The organism is Burkholderia sp. AU6039 (genome assembly GCF_002223365.1).
Lineage (GTDB): Bacteria > Pseudomonadota > Gammaproteobacteria > Burkholderiales > Burkholderiaceae > Burkholderia.
The window spans coordinates 797,007-811,888 of sequence record NZ_NKFK01000005.1; the positions used below are offsets into that span (position 1 = coordinate 797,007).

The 14,882-nt window shown below is 64.1% G+C and carries 14 protein-coding genes; 5 read left to right on the top strand and 9 right to left on the bottom strand.

What is annotated here, in order from left to right; genetic code table 11:
* Positions 1-95: 95 nt before the first annotated feature.
* From CFB39_RS21390 to CFB39_RS21400, 3 genes are all read right to left on the bottom strand, one after another.
* The gene (locus CFB39_RS21390; RefSeq protein WP_089474352.1) at positions 96-1,337 is read right to left on the bottom strand and encodes an amidohydrolase family protein; all 1,242 of its coding nucleotides are present in this window, start codon (positions 1,335-1,337) and stop codon (positions 96-98) included.
* A 12-nt stretch (positions 1,338-1,349) separates the two neighbouring features.
* Positions 1,350-2,666, bottom strand: coding sequence for an MFS transporter (locus CFB39_RS21395; protein WP_089474353.1), 1,317 nt, complete (start codon positions 2,664-2,666; stop codon positions 1,350-1,352).
* A 138-nt stretch (positions 2,667-2,804) separates the two neighbouring features.
* Entirely contained in the window at positions 2,805-3,716 is a 912-nt protein-coding gene (locus CFB39_RS21400) for a LysR substrate-binding domain-containing protein (RefSeq protein WP_089474354.1), read from the bottom strand.
* A 183-nt stretch (positions 3,717-3,899) separates the two neighbouring features.
* Between CFB39_RS21400 and CFB39_RS21405 the strand changes: the two genes are divergently transcribed.
* The 4 genes from CFB39_RS21405 to CFB39_RS21420 all read left to right on the top strand — a co-directional run bounded on the left by CFB39_RS21405 (position 3,900) and on the right by CFB39_RS21420 (position 7,572).
* On the top strand, positions 3,900-4,310 hold the full coding sequence (locus CFB39_RS21405; protein ID WP_089428115.1) for a TIGR02594 family protein: 411 nt from the start codon (positions 3,900-3,902) through the stop codon (positions 4,308-4,310).
* 143 nt (positions 4,311-4,453) lie between these two features.
* The gene (gene yfcF, locus CFB39_RS21410; RefSeq protein WP_089474355.1) at positions 4,454-5,086 is read left to right on the top strand and encodes a glutathione transferase; all 633 of its coding nucleotides are present in this window, start codon (positions 4,454-4,456) and stop codon (positions 5,084-5,086) included.
* A gap of 142 nt (positions 5,087-5,228) precedes the next feature.
* A complete protein-coding gene (locus CFB39_RS21415; protein ID WP_089474356.1) occupies positions 5,229-5,735 on the top strand; it encodes a hypothetical protein in 507 nt (168 codons plus the stop codon).
* A 412-nt stretch (positions 5,736-6,147) separates the two neighbouring features.
* On the top strand, positions 6,148-7,572 hold the full coding sequence (locus CFB39_RS21420) for a phosphatidylserine/phosphatidylglycerophosphate/cardiolipin synthase family protein (RefSeq protein WP_256991442.1): 1,425 nt from the start codon (positions 6,148-6,150) through the stop codon (positions 7,570-7,572).
* Between the two features lie 287 nt (positions 7,573-7,859).
* On the opposite strand, the gene CFB39_RS21425 is transcribed toward CFB39_RS21420, so the two are convergent.
* A complete protein-coding gene (locus tag CFB39_RS21425) occupies positions 7,860-8,564 on the bottom strand; it encodes a hypothetical protein (RefSeq protein WP_089474357.1) in 705 nt (234 codons plus the stop codon).
* Between the two features lie 262 nt (positions 8,565-8,826).
* Between CFB39_RS21425 and CFB39_RS21430 the strand changes: the two genes are divergently transcribed.
* Positions 8,827-9,078 (top strand): hypothetical protein, encoded by a 252-nt coding sequence (locus CFB39_RS21430; protein WP_241025782.1) that lies wholly within the window; start codon positions 8,827-8,829, stop codon positions 9,076-9,078.
* Between the two features lie 162 nt (positions 9,079-9,240).
* On the opposite strand, the gene CFB39_RS21435 is transcribed toward CFB39_RS21430, so the two are convergent.
* The 5 genes from CFB39_RS21435 to CFB39_RS21455 form a co-directional block, all read right to left on the bottom strand.
* Positions 9,241-10,677: an efflux transporter outer membrane subunit gene (locus tag CFB39_RS21435; protein WP_089474359.1), complete on the bottom strand. Its 1,437-nt coding sequence runs from the start codon at positions 10,675-10,677 to the stop codon at positions 9,241-9,243.
* Positions 10,678-10,696: 19 nt separating this feature from the next.
* Complete coding sequence (locus CFB39_RS21440) at positions 10,697-12,271, bottom strand: DHA2 family efflux MFS transporter permease subunit (RefSeq protein ID WP_089474360.1); 1,575 nt, start codon at positions 12,269-12,271, stop codon at positions 10,697-10,699.
* 13 nt (positions 12,272-12,284) lie between these two features.
* Positions 12,285-13,379: an HlyD family secretion protein gene (locus tag CFB39_RS21445; protein WP_089474361.1), complete on the bottom strand. Its 1,095-nt coding sequence runs from the start codon at positions 13,377-13,379 to the stop codon at positions 12,285-12,287.
* 64 nt (positions 13,380-13,443) lie between these two features.
* Positions 13,444-13,875 carry a MarR family winged helix-turn-helix transcriptional regulator gene (locus CFB39_RS21450; protein ID WP_069250988.1) on the bottom strand — a complete coding sequence of 144 codons (432 nt, stop codon included), beginning with the start codon at positions 13,873-13,875 and terminating at the stop codon, positions 13,444-13,446.
* 81 nt (positions 13,876-13,956) lie between these two features.
* Positions 13,957-14,877, bottom strand: coding sequence for a LysR family transcriptional regulator (locus CFB39_RS21455; RefSeq protein WP_089474362.1), 921 nt, complete (start codon positions 14,875-14,877; stop codon positions 13,957-13,959).
* Positions 14,878-14,882 lie beyond the last annotated feature (5 nt).

The window sequence follows — 14,882 nt, forward strand, 5'->3', positions numbered from 1 at the left end:
ACACCTCCAGCCACCTTCAACAACTGTCACGACTGCAAGGCCCGTGAGGCCACATTGCGCCTGCCGAAACAGCCGAATGGCGTCAAATCATCAAATCAACGCCCACCGGCTTGCCGCTTCACAAGCGCCCCCCGCTGCAACACATACTCGACCCGCGCGCCTTCATCGGCCACGACTCCGATATCCTCAAGCGGATTCCCATCCAGCACGACGAGGTCGGCGATCGCCCCCACGGCGACCACCCCAAGCTGCCCCTGCATATTGACGATCTCCGCCGCGACGGTAGTTGCTGACCTAAGCGCTTCCAGATTCCCCAACACCTCCGCCCGGATCCGAAACTCTCCGCTTTGAAATGCGTGCATTTCCCCGAGCAGATCCGACCCGAACCCCATCTTCACGCCGGCGTTCGCATAGATTTCGAGCGATTCGCGTCCTTTCTGCTGAACGGAAGCCACCTTTGCCACCGAATCTGGCGGCATCCCGAACTCCGCGCCGTGTTTGGCCAGCGCGTCATAAGTGACAAGCGTGGGCACCACAAACGCGCCATGCTCATGCATCAGCTTCGCCGCAGCCTCATCCACGAGATTCCCATGCTCGATCGTCCGAACCCCACAGCGCACCGCCCGAGCAATCGCCCACCCCGTATACGCATGCGCCATCACATAAGTATTCGCGGCCTCGGCTTCATCCACGATGGCCCGAATCTCGTCCTCCGAATACTGCGTGTTCGCAATCGGGTCGGTCGGCGAAGCCACGCCACCTGACGCCATGATCTTGATCTGCGTCGCGCCTTTCTGAATTTCTTCGCGCACGGCGAGCCGCACACCTTCGACCCCGTCCACCACCCGCGCAATCGCCCCCGTCCTGAAGCAGCAAGAACAAGGCTCCAGCAAGTCCCCGCGAGGCCGAAAGTCCCCATGCCCGCCGGTCTGCGACAACGCCTTTCCCGACGGAAAAATCCGCGGCCCCGACACCAGCCCGGTTTCGACCGCCTGCATCAAACTCCAGTCCGCGCCCCCAGCATCCCGCACGCTGGTAAACCCACGCGACAACATCGCATCGAGAATCGGCAACGACCGAATCGCGGCAAGAATATTCGGCTGCGTCGCATTCACACCGAGATTCGCATTCGAAGCCAGCACATGCACATGGCAATCGATGAACCCCGGCATCACGGTCTTGCCGCTCACGTCGATCACCTGCGCATTCGGAAAATCCACCGGCCGATCGGTGACTTCGACGATCCGTTCGCCGTCGATCACGACATGATGATGTTCGAGCAGCACGCCCCGTTCGAGATCGAGTACGTTGCCGCCTTGCAGCACGGTAATGGTCATGGATAGAGATCCTTATCGATTGACGGAAGCCGCCCGCTTGGCGTCCTTCACGAAGCGCGTGCCGATGAAGCTGACGGCCGCCGCAAGCGTCACGTAGAAAGCAGGCGCCATGTTGCTGCCGGTGCGGGCGATGAGCCACGTGATCAGGAACGGCGCGAAGCCGCCGAAGATCGTCACCGCGAAGTTGTAGGCAACGGACAGCCCGGTCGACAGCACCTTGGTCGGGAACAGTTCGGCGAACGCCGCGAGGATCGGCCCCGTGTAGGTCGCGATCAGCACGCCGAACACGGCCTGGAACACGATCAGCGACGTGAACCCGGGCGCATGGTTGATCCACGCGAACATCGGCCACGCGAGCACGAAAATGGCGAGCGCCGATCCGGACAGGAACACGCGCCGTCCCCACACGTCGGCGAGCCGGCCGACGATCGGCGAGCAGCACATGATCATCAGCCCGCCGACCATGCCGGCCGCGAAACCGGTCGATTGCGGCAGGTGCAGCGTGCGCACGGAATACGTCGGCATGTAGAAGAGCAGCACGTAGGTGCAGACGGTCCACAGAATGACCATCGAGAAACTCGCGAACGTCTCGCGCGGGTAGGTGGACAGCACTGCCTTCAGCGGCGAGCTTTCTTTTGCCTGCGCTTCGACGGCGCTGAATGCGGGCGTCTCGTCGATATGGCTGCGGATGTAGTAGCCGACGGGCCCGACGATGATCCCGAGCAGGAACGGCAGCCGCCAGCCCCAGCTATGCAGCGCCTGCGTGTCGAGCGACGTCGTGACGAAGGTGCCGGTCGCGGCGCCGAGCAGCACCGCGAAGCCGATGCTCGACTGGATCCAGCTCGAGTAGTACGCGCGCTTCTCCGGCGGCGCGTATTCGGTGAGGAACGCGGTGGCGCCGCCCATCTCGCCGCCGGCCGAGAAGCCTTGCAGCAGCCGCGCGACGACGATCAGCAGCGGCGCGGCGATACCGGCCTGTTCGTAGGTCGGCGCGAGCCCGATGAGTGCGGTGCCGGCGGCCATCATGAGGATGGTGAGCGACAGCGCGGCCTTGCGCCCGACCTTGTCGGCGTAGATGCCGAGCACGATGCCGCCGACGGGCCGCATGAAGAAGCCGACGCCGAACGTCGCGACGGTCAGCAGCACGGACGTCAGTTCGTTGCCGGTCGGAAAGAACAGTTTCGCGATGATGACCGCGAAGAAGCTGTAGACGGTGAAATCGAACCATCCGAGACCGTTGCCGATCACGGTCGCGACGATGGCGCGGCGACGCTGCTGCACTGCCGCATCGACGGCAGGCGCGGCGCGCGGGGAAAGCGTTCCTTGCATGGTCTCTTCCTCTATCGGAATCAGAAGACGGGACGGCTGCCCCGCGTGAACCCATGCTAAGGACAGCGCGATTTTTTTCTGAAACGAAAGATTTGCATGCACGCATGCGCTGGGCGCATGCGTTGCGTTTCGGATGGGTCAGGGCGCCGTCTGCCGCTCCGCCTGTTCGAACAGCCAGCGTGTGAACAGGCGTGCGGCGTGGTTCTGCGCGCGGTCGTTGGGCGAGATCACGTAGTAGCCACCGCCGTGGCTCGCAGATGCTTCCGTCACGCGCACGAGCAGCCCGGCCTCGATGCATGCGTCGATCATGTAGCGCCAGCCGAGCGACACGCCCTGGCCGAGAATCGTCATCTGCACGATCTGCGGATACGAGTTGATGATGATGTCCTGCGGCCGTGCCTTCTGTCGGTCGATGTCGTTCTGGTCGAACCATTCGGACCACGACATCCATTGGCGCTGGCCATCCTCGAGACGCAGTAGCGTCTCGTTCGCAAGATCGGCTGCGTCGAGCGTGCGGCCGGCCAGATAGCCGGGCGCGCAGACAGGAAACACTTCCTCGTTGAACAGGCGGCGCGCGGTGTATTCGGCGGGCGCCTGCTGGCGCACGTAGTACACACCCACGTCGAACTCCGCCGGCGACATCGACGCGAGCCCGTCGCGCACGATCAGCCGCAGCTTGATGTCCGGATAGTTGGCGCGAAACTCGGGCAGGCGCGGCGTGAGCCACAGCAGCGCCACACCGGACGAGCACGCGATCGTCAGTTCGAGGTCGCCATAGGGCTTCATCACATCGTGCGTGGCTTCCGCGCATTGCGTGAGGAGATGGTGCACCTGCGCGGCGTATTGCTCGCCGGCGATCGTCAGCCGCAGCGAACGATGCTCGCGCACAAACAGCGAGCGGCCGAGGAATTCCTCGAGCTGCTGGATCTGCCGGCTGATCGCGCTTTGGGTCAGGTGCAGCTCGGCGGCCGCGCGCGTGAAGCTCGCATGCCGCACGGCGGCTTCGAACGCGATGAGGCACTGAAGGGGCGGCAGGGGCGTGATGCGCATGGCAGCTTGGGAGGTCGAGGAGGCTGCCGATATGATACGAGCGGATCGAAAGGAAATCACAAGGAAGCAGGGTGCCCCAGTCGTCGCATTCATGCGAAGATTGACCGCACAACACACTCGCCCGAGAACGACGTGACCCCGTTCAACCCTGAGAGAAAACCCGACGCCGCCCATCCGCCGTGGATGCCTGTCGCGATGGCCGAACTCGGCATCCGCCGCCATCCGCCCGGCAGCATCAACCCGCGCATCGTCGAATACAACAACCAGACGAACCTGGTCGGCTACGACGACAAGATTTCCTGGTGTTCGTCCTTCGTCAACTGGTGCATGACGCACGCGGGCATTCGCGGCACGGGCTCGGCGCTCGCGCGTTCGTGGCTCGAATGGGGCCGGCCGCTGGAGCGCCCCGTCTACGGGTGCATTGCGATCCTGACGCGCGACGATCCCGCGAGCTGGAAAGGGCATGTCGGTTTCTACCTGCGCCACGACGACGAACAGGTGTATCTCTTCGGCGGCAATCAGCTGGAAGAAGTGCGCGAACTCGCGTACCCGTTGAACGAGGTGATCGGCTACCGCTGGCCCGACGCCGCGTGACGACGCAGCAACAGCCCATACAAAACCACAAGCGCCGCGTAACCGGCCGCTGCTAACCTGTCACCCAACCGCATCGACCCACCCGGAGCCCGTCGGCGCATCAACGCGCCGCCACCGGCCTCCGCACCCACAAGGAGCCAGCAGTGCAAACCGGTCATCTCCGCCTCTACGCGGATACGCAATACACGAGCCCATACGCGATGTCGGTCTTCGTCGCCCTCGAGGAAAAGGCGCTGCCGTACGAACTGGTGACCGTCGATCTCGGCAACCGCGCGCATTTCGCGCCGGACTACGCGGCGACCTCGCTGACGCAACGCGTGCCGACGCTCGTGCACGACGATTTCGCGCTGTCGGAATCGTCGGCGATTACCGAGTATCTCGACGAGACTTTCCCGGGCACGCGGCTCTATCCGGTCGAGCCGCGCCAGCGTGCGCGGGCGCGACAGGTGCAGGCGTGGCTGCGCAGCGACCTGATGCCGGTTCGGACGGAGCGGTCGACCGAAGTGCTGTTCTACGGGCCGTCGAGCGAGCCGCTGTCGAGTCTGGCGCAGGCTGCCGCTCAGAAGCTGTTCGCGGCTGCCGACAAGCTGCTCGCACCGGGTGCGGCGAACCTGTTCGGCGAGTGGAGCATTGCCGATGTCGATTTGGCGGTGATGCTGAACCGTCTGGTGCTGAACGACGATCCGGTGCCGCAGCGTCTCGCCGACTATGCGCGATCGCAGTGGGAGCGGCCGTCGGTGCAGCGCTGGGTGAAGCTGAAGCGGCCGCCGCTGTAATTCGCGGATGCAAGAGGCGGCGGCGCGGGCGTCCGCGCTGCACGCCGATGAGTTGCAGGCCAGTCGGTCCCGCCCACATCGAGAAGCGGTATGTCGGCGCGACTTCATGTCACCCGCCGAATCGGCGTGAGAACGAATATCGATGAAGAAGATCGGGTTGACCGTCGCAGTCATGGCCGCGTCCGGCGTCGGATGGGCGGCGCCCCCGGGCGACGGGCTGGTGAAAAGCTGCCTGATGGCGCGGTCCGTCTCGCCGTCCATTACGATCGAGGACATCAACACGCATGAGGTGTCGCAAGAGGACGACTACGCAGACGGTTTCAACGCCAGTTACGTCGTCAAACATGAGGGTGCCGACGTTGGCTATGCCGAAGGAAAGTCGACGCAGGCGCTTATCTACGCGGGCAAGCTCTACCGACTGTCTGCGGCGATACCCGTTGGAAATAACGGTGGAATCAAGCCGACTGCATTCAATCCCGTGCTGGCCGAGTGGAGCATGGCAACGGTCGACCGTCAGCGCTATCTATGCGTGGGCTTCAATTTCGACGGACTCGGGCGAAGCGGGGCGTATCAGAATGTTCACGGCGGATACTTGCTGAATGCGAAAACCAAAGACCTGTACTTTGTCGTACGCGATGTCAGGCAGTGAGTGACCTTTTCCTGCACGGTATCGCATCGTGCAGGGCAGTGGGGCCATTCAGTGACCCGCCAACCCTGCACATCCCGGTGGCCAGTTGTATCAGTCTGGACTGGACCAGGCAGATGGCGTCAGATTGTCTGACTCGGTTCGGCCATGAGCGTTCGTTGGAATAGTGCTCATGGATCGACGACAATCGGACTTTCCGGAACGCCGTTCTTTCAACTGCGCTGATGTCATGTCTGCTGCGTGCTTAAGGTACGGCCAGATTCGCGCCGCTCGTGTCCACGGTAACAATCTTGGGCTGGCTGTTCTGTTCACCTTCTCGAAGAACAGTGAGCTACTTGACCGTGCTGACGCGACAAAATCCTCCAGACTTTCAAGGACGCAGGGCCCGAGACACGTCGAACCCGCTCGCCACATCATGACCACAACGAAAAGCCTGGCGCTCATTCTGGCATGCGTGTTTGCCTTTTCTCAGCACGGCCACGCGCAATGTGTCGACCTGGTCGCCAGTCTCGACGACGGTCAGTTGATGCAGTCGCGGATTGCGCTGGTCGACCGTGCGACACCTGCCGAACAGATCCGCATCCTCGCCTACATCTTCGAAATCGATCAGACCGGCGGCCTGCTGTTGCGTCATCTGGTCGAGGCTGCGCGCCGAGGCGTGCCGGTCAAGCTGCTGATCGACGGCATCGGCCCCGAGCCGCATTACCCGTTCGAGGACGAGCTCATCGTCGCCCTGCACGAGGTGGCGCCCGGCATCGAACTCCGAATCTTCCATCCACGATCGGATCTCGTCGAGATTTCGCATCGCATGCATGACAAGCTGTTTCTGGTTGGGGACACGGCCGTGATCGGCAGTACCTCGATCTGGGATGCGAGCTTCCGCAACTGGCTCAGTGAGCGCGACCTGATGGTGTCGGGCGACGCCGGCCAGGATGCTTCTTCCCTGCACGCCATGTACCAGCATTTCGCTTCGTTCTGGAATAGCCCGGAAGGGGTTCGCCCCGAGCCGGAAAAATTCCTCGAAGTCGCCAGTCCTTATCGCGCGTCGCAGGGTTATGCGACGCTGGACCCGGCGCGCATCCGTTATTGGCGCGAATGGCTGATGGCTCCGCCCGACGCTGCGGCCCGGGCGACGGAGCGGGTCGCTACCGATACACCGACTGCCTCCGATACGCCCAATGATCCCGCCGCTCCGCCCGCTCCCGGGGCGAATTTCGATCCCGTCTGGATGCCGATCGCCTGCGAGCGCCTGCGCTATGTCCACGACTGGCCCGACAAGCGCTCGCCAGGCACGTTGCAGGACATGCTGCATGCGTTCGATACGGCGCAGCACGAGATCCTGATCATCAACCCCTACCTGATCCTGGTGCCGGAACTGCGCGAGGCGCTTGAGCGCAAGCGGCGCGAAGGTGTCCACGTGATCCTGGTGAGCGCGTCGCTGGCGAGCATCACGCAGGAATTCCCCGCAGTTGGGCGCGCCTATGCCGACGATCTGCCCGGCTTGGTCAATGCCGGAATCGAGGTGCGCGAATATTCCGACCGGGAGAACCGGATGATGCACGCCAAGCTGGTCCTCATCGACGGCCATCGATATTATCTCGGCAGTTTCAATTTCGATTCGCTGTCGGCCCGCTTGAATACCGAAAACGGCCTGTGGATCGACACCCCCGAGGACGGGCTCGATCCCTTGCAGGACAGCGTGGCGTACTTCCTGCGCAACTCGAGTTTGGTGAGCGACGCCAATGGCCGCCTTCTGGCGGATCCCGATGCGCGCTGCCGGGCCGTCGGCTGCGGCGGTGCGTGGCGGTGGGTGACGATGCTGGTCAGGCGCTTCCTCTGAGCGCGGCGCGTCCTGTCGCCAAGCCGCGTGGCCAGTTCGGGTTGCCGTCCGCATCGTGTCGCGCGGTAGTCGACGATTGATCAGCGCCAGACTGCCGGCAGCGATCACTTCGCCGAACTTTTAGAGATGGCCAGGTACTTTACGGCGCGGCCGCGCCGCGTCATCCGTTCGATTGCAAAGGCTGAAATCGCTGACGTTAGCCCAACGGCGCTCGCTGCTTGCGTCTATCCTGCTGAGCAGAAGTCTGTCCAGCGTGCCGCGGCAACGCCGCGGTGTGTCCCGAACAATCAGTCAACCCGGTACCAGCGGCCAGATTCTGGACACACAGCGGCTGGTGCGCCGTTCGACCAGACTTGCTCCTCATCCAGGTGCAGCGAGGTCGAAGGGGCGACGTCGAAGACGACCTTCAGTGCTTGCCCGACATGGGCATCTTCGATGGGAAGCTCCCAAGTCACGAATATCTGGATGCAATCCTGGTCCGTCGCGAAGTCGGCCGCATTAAAGCCGCTGCTGCGGCGCTGAATGACGCCATGAGGCTGGCCGGTATCGAATATCACAGCTGTCCCCCGGGTCAGGGGAATGCGATGGCCCGTAGAGGGAAAATGCAAGTCCAGCCCCCGGTCCTCGCTCAGGAATAGATTGCAGAAGGCCGCACCGCCATATTGCGCACCGTCATGATGGTACTTCGCGCCACGACAGGCCATGAGGGCTACGTCGCTGGAGGCAAGCACGTTGGGCAGTCCTAGTGCGCACGTCCAGTCGGACATTGCCTGCACGCAGCGCTTATAGTCCGGCCAGCGCGCTTGCGTTCGCGCCAAAGGCATCGCCTCGACGTCCCCGGGTTCCAGGACGAGCCGCGACGATGCTTCTCGTTCCCAGTCTGCAAGCACGCGTGCGGAGGGAACGGGCACGTCGACCGTGCCTGATAGAACGATGCCACTTACGCGTCGACTGCGGATGGCGTCGCCGCTCCAGAAATAGGAAGTCAGCATGTCTCGAATTCGACGCTGTCGAAGGGGGCATCTGGGCGATTGTAACGATTCAGCCTGATCACGTCGGCGAAAATCGGCCATGAGCGGTCAGTCGACAGCGAGGTCAGGATTGTCCAAAATATCCGTCCAGTATTGAATCATTCGCGACCGGACGTCTAAAGAACGTCGTTTCCAGGGCGATAATCGATATATCGCCATAATCAATTCCCTATCTACGATGCCGTCAACCTTAATGATCCATCCGATAATGCCGGAGCAGCGCGTGAAGCTCGGTTTCAACTGGTCTGCGCTGATATTCGGCACAATCTGGGCATACTCCGAAGGATTGGTTGTTCAAGGAGGGCGGATGGCCGCTGTCGATGCTGCCTCCGGTCTCCTCTGTTCCTCCGGCCGTCTGGCCTTTTTGATTGCGGCTTTAATACTCTTCGTGGCAAAGAACATCTACAGTGCTCGCCATGGCAGCGCCTGGATATGTCGGCGATTTCTGAATCAAGGCTACCGAGCGCTCCAATAATCATACATTCGACCTGTGGCGACGAGCCCTGATTTAAAGCTCCGTCCGGGGTGGTCGTAATTGTCCGCTCCGGGTCGATCACCGCCCTTGATGAGGTGATGTTCAAGCAAGCTCAGAGCCAACCTGACGCTGACTGAGAGAGCAGATCTAGACTTGCACCGCTCAGTTCTTCGCCACGGCTTCCACCTCCGGCCCACCCGCCGCGTCATTCCTGCTCCACCCACCCCCAAGCGACCGATACAGCGCCACCGCCGCCAGCGCATGCTCGCGCTTGACCTGATTCAGCGAATCCGAATCCCGCAGATAAACCTCCTGCGCGGACAGCACATCCAGAAAATCCGTCGCACCGCCCTTATAAAGCTGATTCGCCAACCCAAGCGCCTTGTCCGACGCAGAAAGCGCGCTACCCAGCCTGCGCGTTGCCTCATCGGAACTGACGAGATTCGCCCGCGCATCCTCGACTTCCCGCAACGCCTGCAGCATCGTCTGCCGCAACCCGAGCTCCGACTCACGCATCCGGCTTTCGCTCTGCGAGATATCGGCGGTAATCCGTCCTGCATTGAAGATCGGGCTCGTCGCACTCAACGCCGCACTGAACAGGTTATCGGTCAACGTCGGCAACCCGAGATAAGAAGCGGCCAGAATCCCGTCCGTCAGGTTCAACGAAAACTTCGGATACCGTTCAGCCTTCGCCACGCCGACTTGCGCCGCCCGCCGCTCGACTTGCGCATACGCCGTCAGCACATCCGGCCGCCGCAGCAACGCCTGCGAAGGCAACGTCCCCGGCGCGCCAACCGGCGGCGCAGGAATCTCCCCAGCCTGTACCAGCAAGAGCCGATCGACCGACTCCGGCGTCCTCCCCGAATACACCGCAATCAGATTGAGCTGATGCGTAATCTGCGCCTGCGTCGGCGGAATCCGCGCTTCGAGTGCATCGAGCTGGTTCTGCGCACGCGTGACGTCAAGCTCGGTCGACAGCCCGAACGCCTGCCGCTTGCGCGTGAGTTCGAGCGCATGCTGCCGGATCTTCGCGTTGTCCTGCAGGATCTTCAATTCCTGCTGCGCCCAGCGCAGATCGACATACGCGGAAGCCGCATCGGCCGCGAGCGCGAGCCGCATCGCATCTTCCGCATGCTTCTGTCCGACGAGCTCGGCTTGAGCGGCAAGCAGGTCGAGCCGTTCACCGCCGAACACATCGGGCGACCAGCTCAGCGCAAGCCCCGCGCCAGCCTGCCGCACATAGCCGAGCGGCGGCGGCGTGTTCTGCCGTGCGTCGGCCGCATGCGCGGTCGCATCGAGTTCGGGCAGCAGCACCGCGCGCTTCTGCACGGTCAGCGCCTGCGCCTGCTTCACGCGTTCGGCTGCTGCCTGCAGATCGAGGTTGCCGTCGAGCACGGTGGCGATCAGCCGGTCGAGCGCGGGATCGTGGAATTGCGCCCACCACGCGGCGGCGTCGATGTCCGCACGCGGCACATCGGTGTCCCATGCATCCGGCGCGAGCGTTCGAACCGAATCCTGAAGCGCCGGATGCTGCGCGGGCTGCACCGCACATCCTGCGGCGAGTGCGCTGACGGCGAGGGCGACGAGAAGTTTTTTCATGATGGTGATGACCTCAACCTCAGTGCGCGTCCGGCGGCGGCGCGTTCAGGGAAATGGGTTTGGAGAAGACGACCGCGAGCAGCGCGACGACGAAGCACAGCGACAGCGCGTAGTACGCATCCGCATAGGTGAGCGTCAGCGCCTCGCGATAGATCAGGTGATGCAGGTTCGCGAGCCCGGCTTGCGCGGTGTCCAGCGTGTTGCCGGCCACGGATGTCCAGTACGCGGCCTGGCGATCGAGCAGCGATGCGATCTGCGGCTGGCCGGCGCTCACGTGTTCGTTCAGGCGCAGGTAGTGAAAGTTCAGCCGGTCGTTGAGCATCGTCGCACTCACCGCGATGCCGATCGCCCCGCCGAGATTGCGCATCAGGTTGAACAGGCCGCTTGCCGATTTCAGGCGCGACTGCGGCAAGGAGCCGAGCGCCATCGTCACGATCGGCGGCACGCTGAACTGCTGGCCGATGCCGCGCAGCGCCTGCGGCAGCAGCAGTTCGCGCCAGCCCCAGTCGTGCGTGATCGGCGTGTACAGGTAGCAGCCGAGCCCGAAGCAGATCAACCCGAACACGAGCAGCGCGCGCAGGCTGAAGTAGCGCGCGGCGAACGCATACGCACAGAGCGCAATCAGCTGGAACGCGCCGACCGACAGCAGCGCCATGCCGATCTGCAGCGAGCTGAACGCGCGCACCTGCGCCAGAAACAGCGGCGTCAGGAACACGGTCACGAAAATCCCGATGCCGGTCACGAACGACAGCAGGCTGCCGATCCCGAAGTTGCGCACGACGAGCGCGCGCAGGTCGACGATCGGATCCTTCGCGGTCAGCGCATGCACGATGAACAGGAAACCGCAGATACCGGAGATCCACGCGCAGATCACGATCGCGTCGTCGCCGAACCAGTTCTTGCGCGGGCCTTCCTCCAGCACGTATTCGAGGCAGCCGAGGAAGCCCGACATCAGCACGATGCCGAGATAGTCGCCGCGCTTGATGAGGCTGAGGTCGGGTTCGTCGATGTGCACGTAGCGCGGCACGAGTGCGGCCACCGCGATGCCCGGCACGAGGTTCAGGTAGAACAGCCAGTGCCACGACCATTGGTCGGTAATCCAGCCGCCGATCACGGGGCCGATCGCCGGGGCGAGCGAGGCCAGCGCGCCGATGGTCGTCGACGCGATCAGCCGCTGCTTGCCGGGGAACAGCACGAACGCGGTGGTGAACACGGTCGGGATCATCGCGGCGCCGAGCGCACCCTGCAGCCCGCGAAACAGGATCATCGAGTTGATGTCCCACGCGACGCCGCACAGCATGCTGGTGATCGTGAAGCCGACGGCCGATGCGGCGAACAGCCAGCGCGTCGACATCACCTTCGACAGCCAGCCCGACATCGGGATCACGATGATCTCGGCGATCAGGTAGGCGGTTTGCACCCACGACAGTTCGTCCTGGCTGGCGGAAAGTCCGCCGCCGATGTCGCGCAGCGACGACGCGACGATCTGGATGTCGAGCGTCGCCATGAAGAAGCCGATGCACATCAGCGCGAACGCGAACACGCGCTGCTTGGTCGGTTGCGACGCCGGGTCGCCGGAAAACGCGGTGGTCATCGTCGTCTCCCGCTCAGTTCGCGTGATCGGTATGCACGGTCACGACCGCGGACAGGCCGGGGCGCAGCACGTGGTCGAGGCCCGGCTGCGGATCGAGATGCACGCGCACGGGCACGCGCTGGACGATCTTCGTGAAGTTGCCGGTCGCGTTCTCGGGCGGCAGCACGCTGAAGGTCGCGCCGGTGGCGGGCGCGAGGCTGTCGACGCGGCCGTGCAGTTTCGTGTTCGACGCATCGAGCGACACGTCGACGCGATCGCCCGCGTGCATCTTGCGCAGCTGGTCTTCCTTGAAGTTCGCGTCGATCCACAGTCCGGATGCCGGCACGACCGTCAGCAGCGGCACGCCGACGTTCGCGAGCATCCCGACGCGGCCGGTGCGATTGCCGACGTAGCCGTCGACCGGCGAGCGGATCGTCGTGTATTCGACGTTGAGCGCGGCGACGCGCTGCGCGGCAAGCGCGGTGTTCACGCGGGCCCGCGCGTCGGCGAGCTGCGCGCCGAGCACGTCGAGCTGCCGCTTCGACGCGAGCAGCGCGGCGTCGCTGCGGTCGACGGCGGCGCCGGCCTTCGAATAGTCGGCGTCGGCGCGTTCGACGATCTGGTTCGACACGGCGTCGGATTTCACGAGCTCGCGATAGCGCACGCGATCCGACGCGGCACGCGTCAGCTCGGCCGATGACGCATTCTTCTCGGCCGCCTGCTGGCCGATCACCGCGAATTGCAGTTGCTGCTTCGCCTCGAGTTCGGTCACCGCGGAGCGGGCGCTGTCGACTTCGGCGCTGGCCTGCGCGAGTTTCGCGTCGTAGTCGCGCGCATCGAGCTGCACGAGCACGTCGCCGGCCTTCACGCGCTGGTTGTCGGTCACGAGGATCTTGTCGACGAAGCCGTTGACCTTCGGCGCGAGCACGGTCACGTCGCCGCCGACATACGCATCGTCGGTGCTTTCCTGAAAGCGCAGCACGAACAGCCAGTCGAGCGCGGCGGCGGCGACGACGATGACGACGGCACCCACCGCGATGCGCATCCACGGCACGCGGCGCTGTTGCTTCGCGGGCTGGTCGAGTGTTGCTGCTTCACGGGATGAGGCAGCGGCTTGGGTCGTTTCCATCGATTCACCTATGTATATGCACTTATCAAAGCGATCGACAACGTGTCGTCGATCGGGGAAGGGGCTAGCGTTCCGGCAGGTTGTGCGTGATCCGGAACAATTCGTCTCTCAGGCGGGCCGCCTGCGCCGACCCGAACCGTTGCTCGAACGCTTCCTGCGCGGCGAGCCAGTGCACGTGCGCGTCGGCGATCTTCGTTTCGCCGTGCGCGGTGAGCGCGAACGTCTGGCGGCGGCATCGCGGCTCGATCCGGCCGGCCACCAGCGCCGCGCCGACGAGCGGCTTGAGCGCGCGCAGCAGCGCGGTGCGTTCGATCACCAGCACGGTCGACAGCGTCGCCATCGTCAAGCCGGGCCGGTCGCGCAGCAGCGCGAGAATGCTGTACTGCGACGGCGTCACGCCCGCCCGCGACAGATAACGCTCGTAGAACTGTGAGATCCGGCGGGCGGCTTGCCGGACCGCGAAGCAATCGTCATCGGTGAGCGTCATCTTGTGCATGTACACATGTTAGGGGGCAATGCGGCGCGAAGCGAGCGGCGGGGCACGATCAGATTGTTGTCGCGGCTGTACCAATCGGCGTCAGGCGGCAGCCGGAACGATCCAGCCTTCGCGGTCGCAATAGGCGGCCGTGTAGTCGATGAACGTCTTGACCTTCGCGGGCAGCAGCGCGCGGTTCGCGTAGGCGAGCTTGATCTCGACGGACGCATCGACGAGATCGGCGTCGGCCAGCAACTGCACGAGCGCGCCCGACGCAAGCTGAGCCTCGACGAGCGTCTTCGGCACGACGCCGATGCCGAAGTCGTGCATCACCATTTCACGGTTGAAGACGGGGCTGTTCGACGAGATGTCGAAGCGGAACGGCACGGTCAGCGTGTTGCCGTCGACGCGGAACGACAGCGCGGGCCGGCGCAGCGACGGCGACATCGGCACGAACGGATGGTCGGCGAGATCGGCCGGCGCGACCGGGCGCGAATGGGCGCGCAGGTATGCGGGTGTCGCGACGATCACGAGCGGAATCCGCTCGATCAGCCGCACGACGGTCGATTCGTTCGTCAGCATGTACGGTACGACGATACCGATGTCGTAGCCTTCGCCGACGAGATCGATGGGGCGCTCGGTCAGCGTCACGTCGAGGCGCACTTTCGGGTGCGCGGCCTTGAAGCCGGCGATCAGCGGCACCAGCCGGTTCAGCGTGGCCGTGGTGTGCGCGACGAGCCGCAGCAGGCCTGCGGGCTCGCGCGTCGGCGACTGCGCTTCCGCTTCGAGCGAGTCGAGTTCGTCGAGCACGGCCGCGCAGCGCTCGTAGATGCGCTCGGCCGTTTCGGTCAGCGACACCTGGCGGGTGGTCCGGTGCAGCAGCCGGCTGCCGAAGCGTGCCTCGAGATCCGCGACCGCGCGCGACACGACCGGCCGTGCGAGGCCATGCATGTCGGCGGCGCGCGTGAAGCTGCGCATCTCCACCACCGACCGGAAAACCCGCAGCTTGTCGATGTAGTCCATGTCCG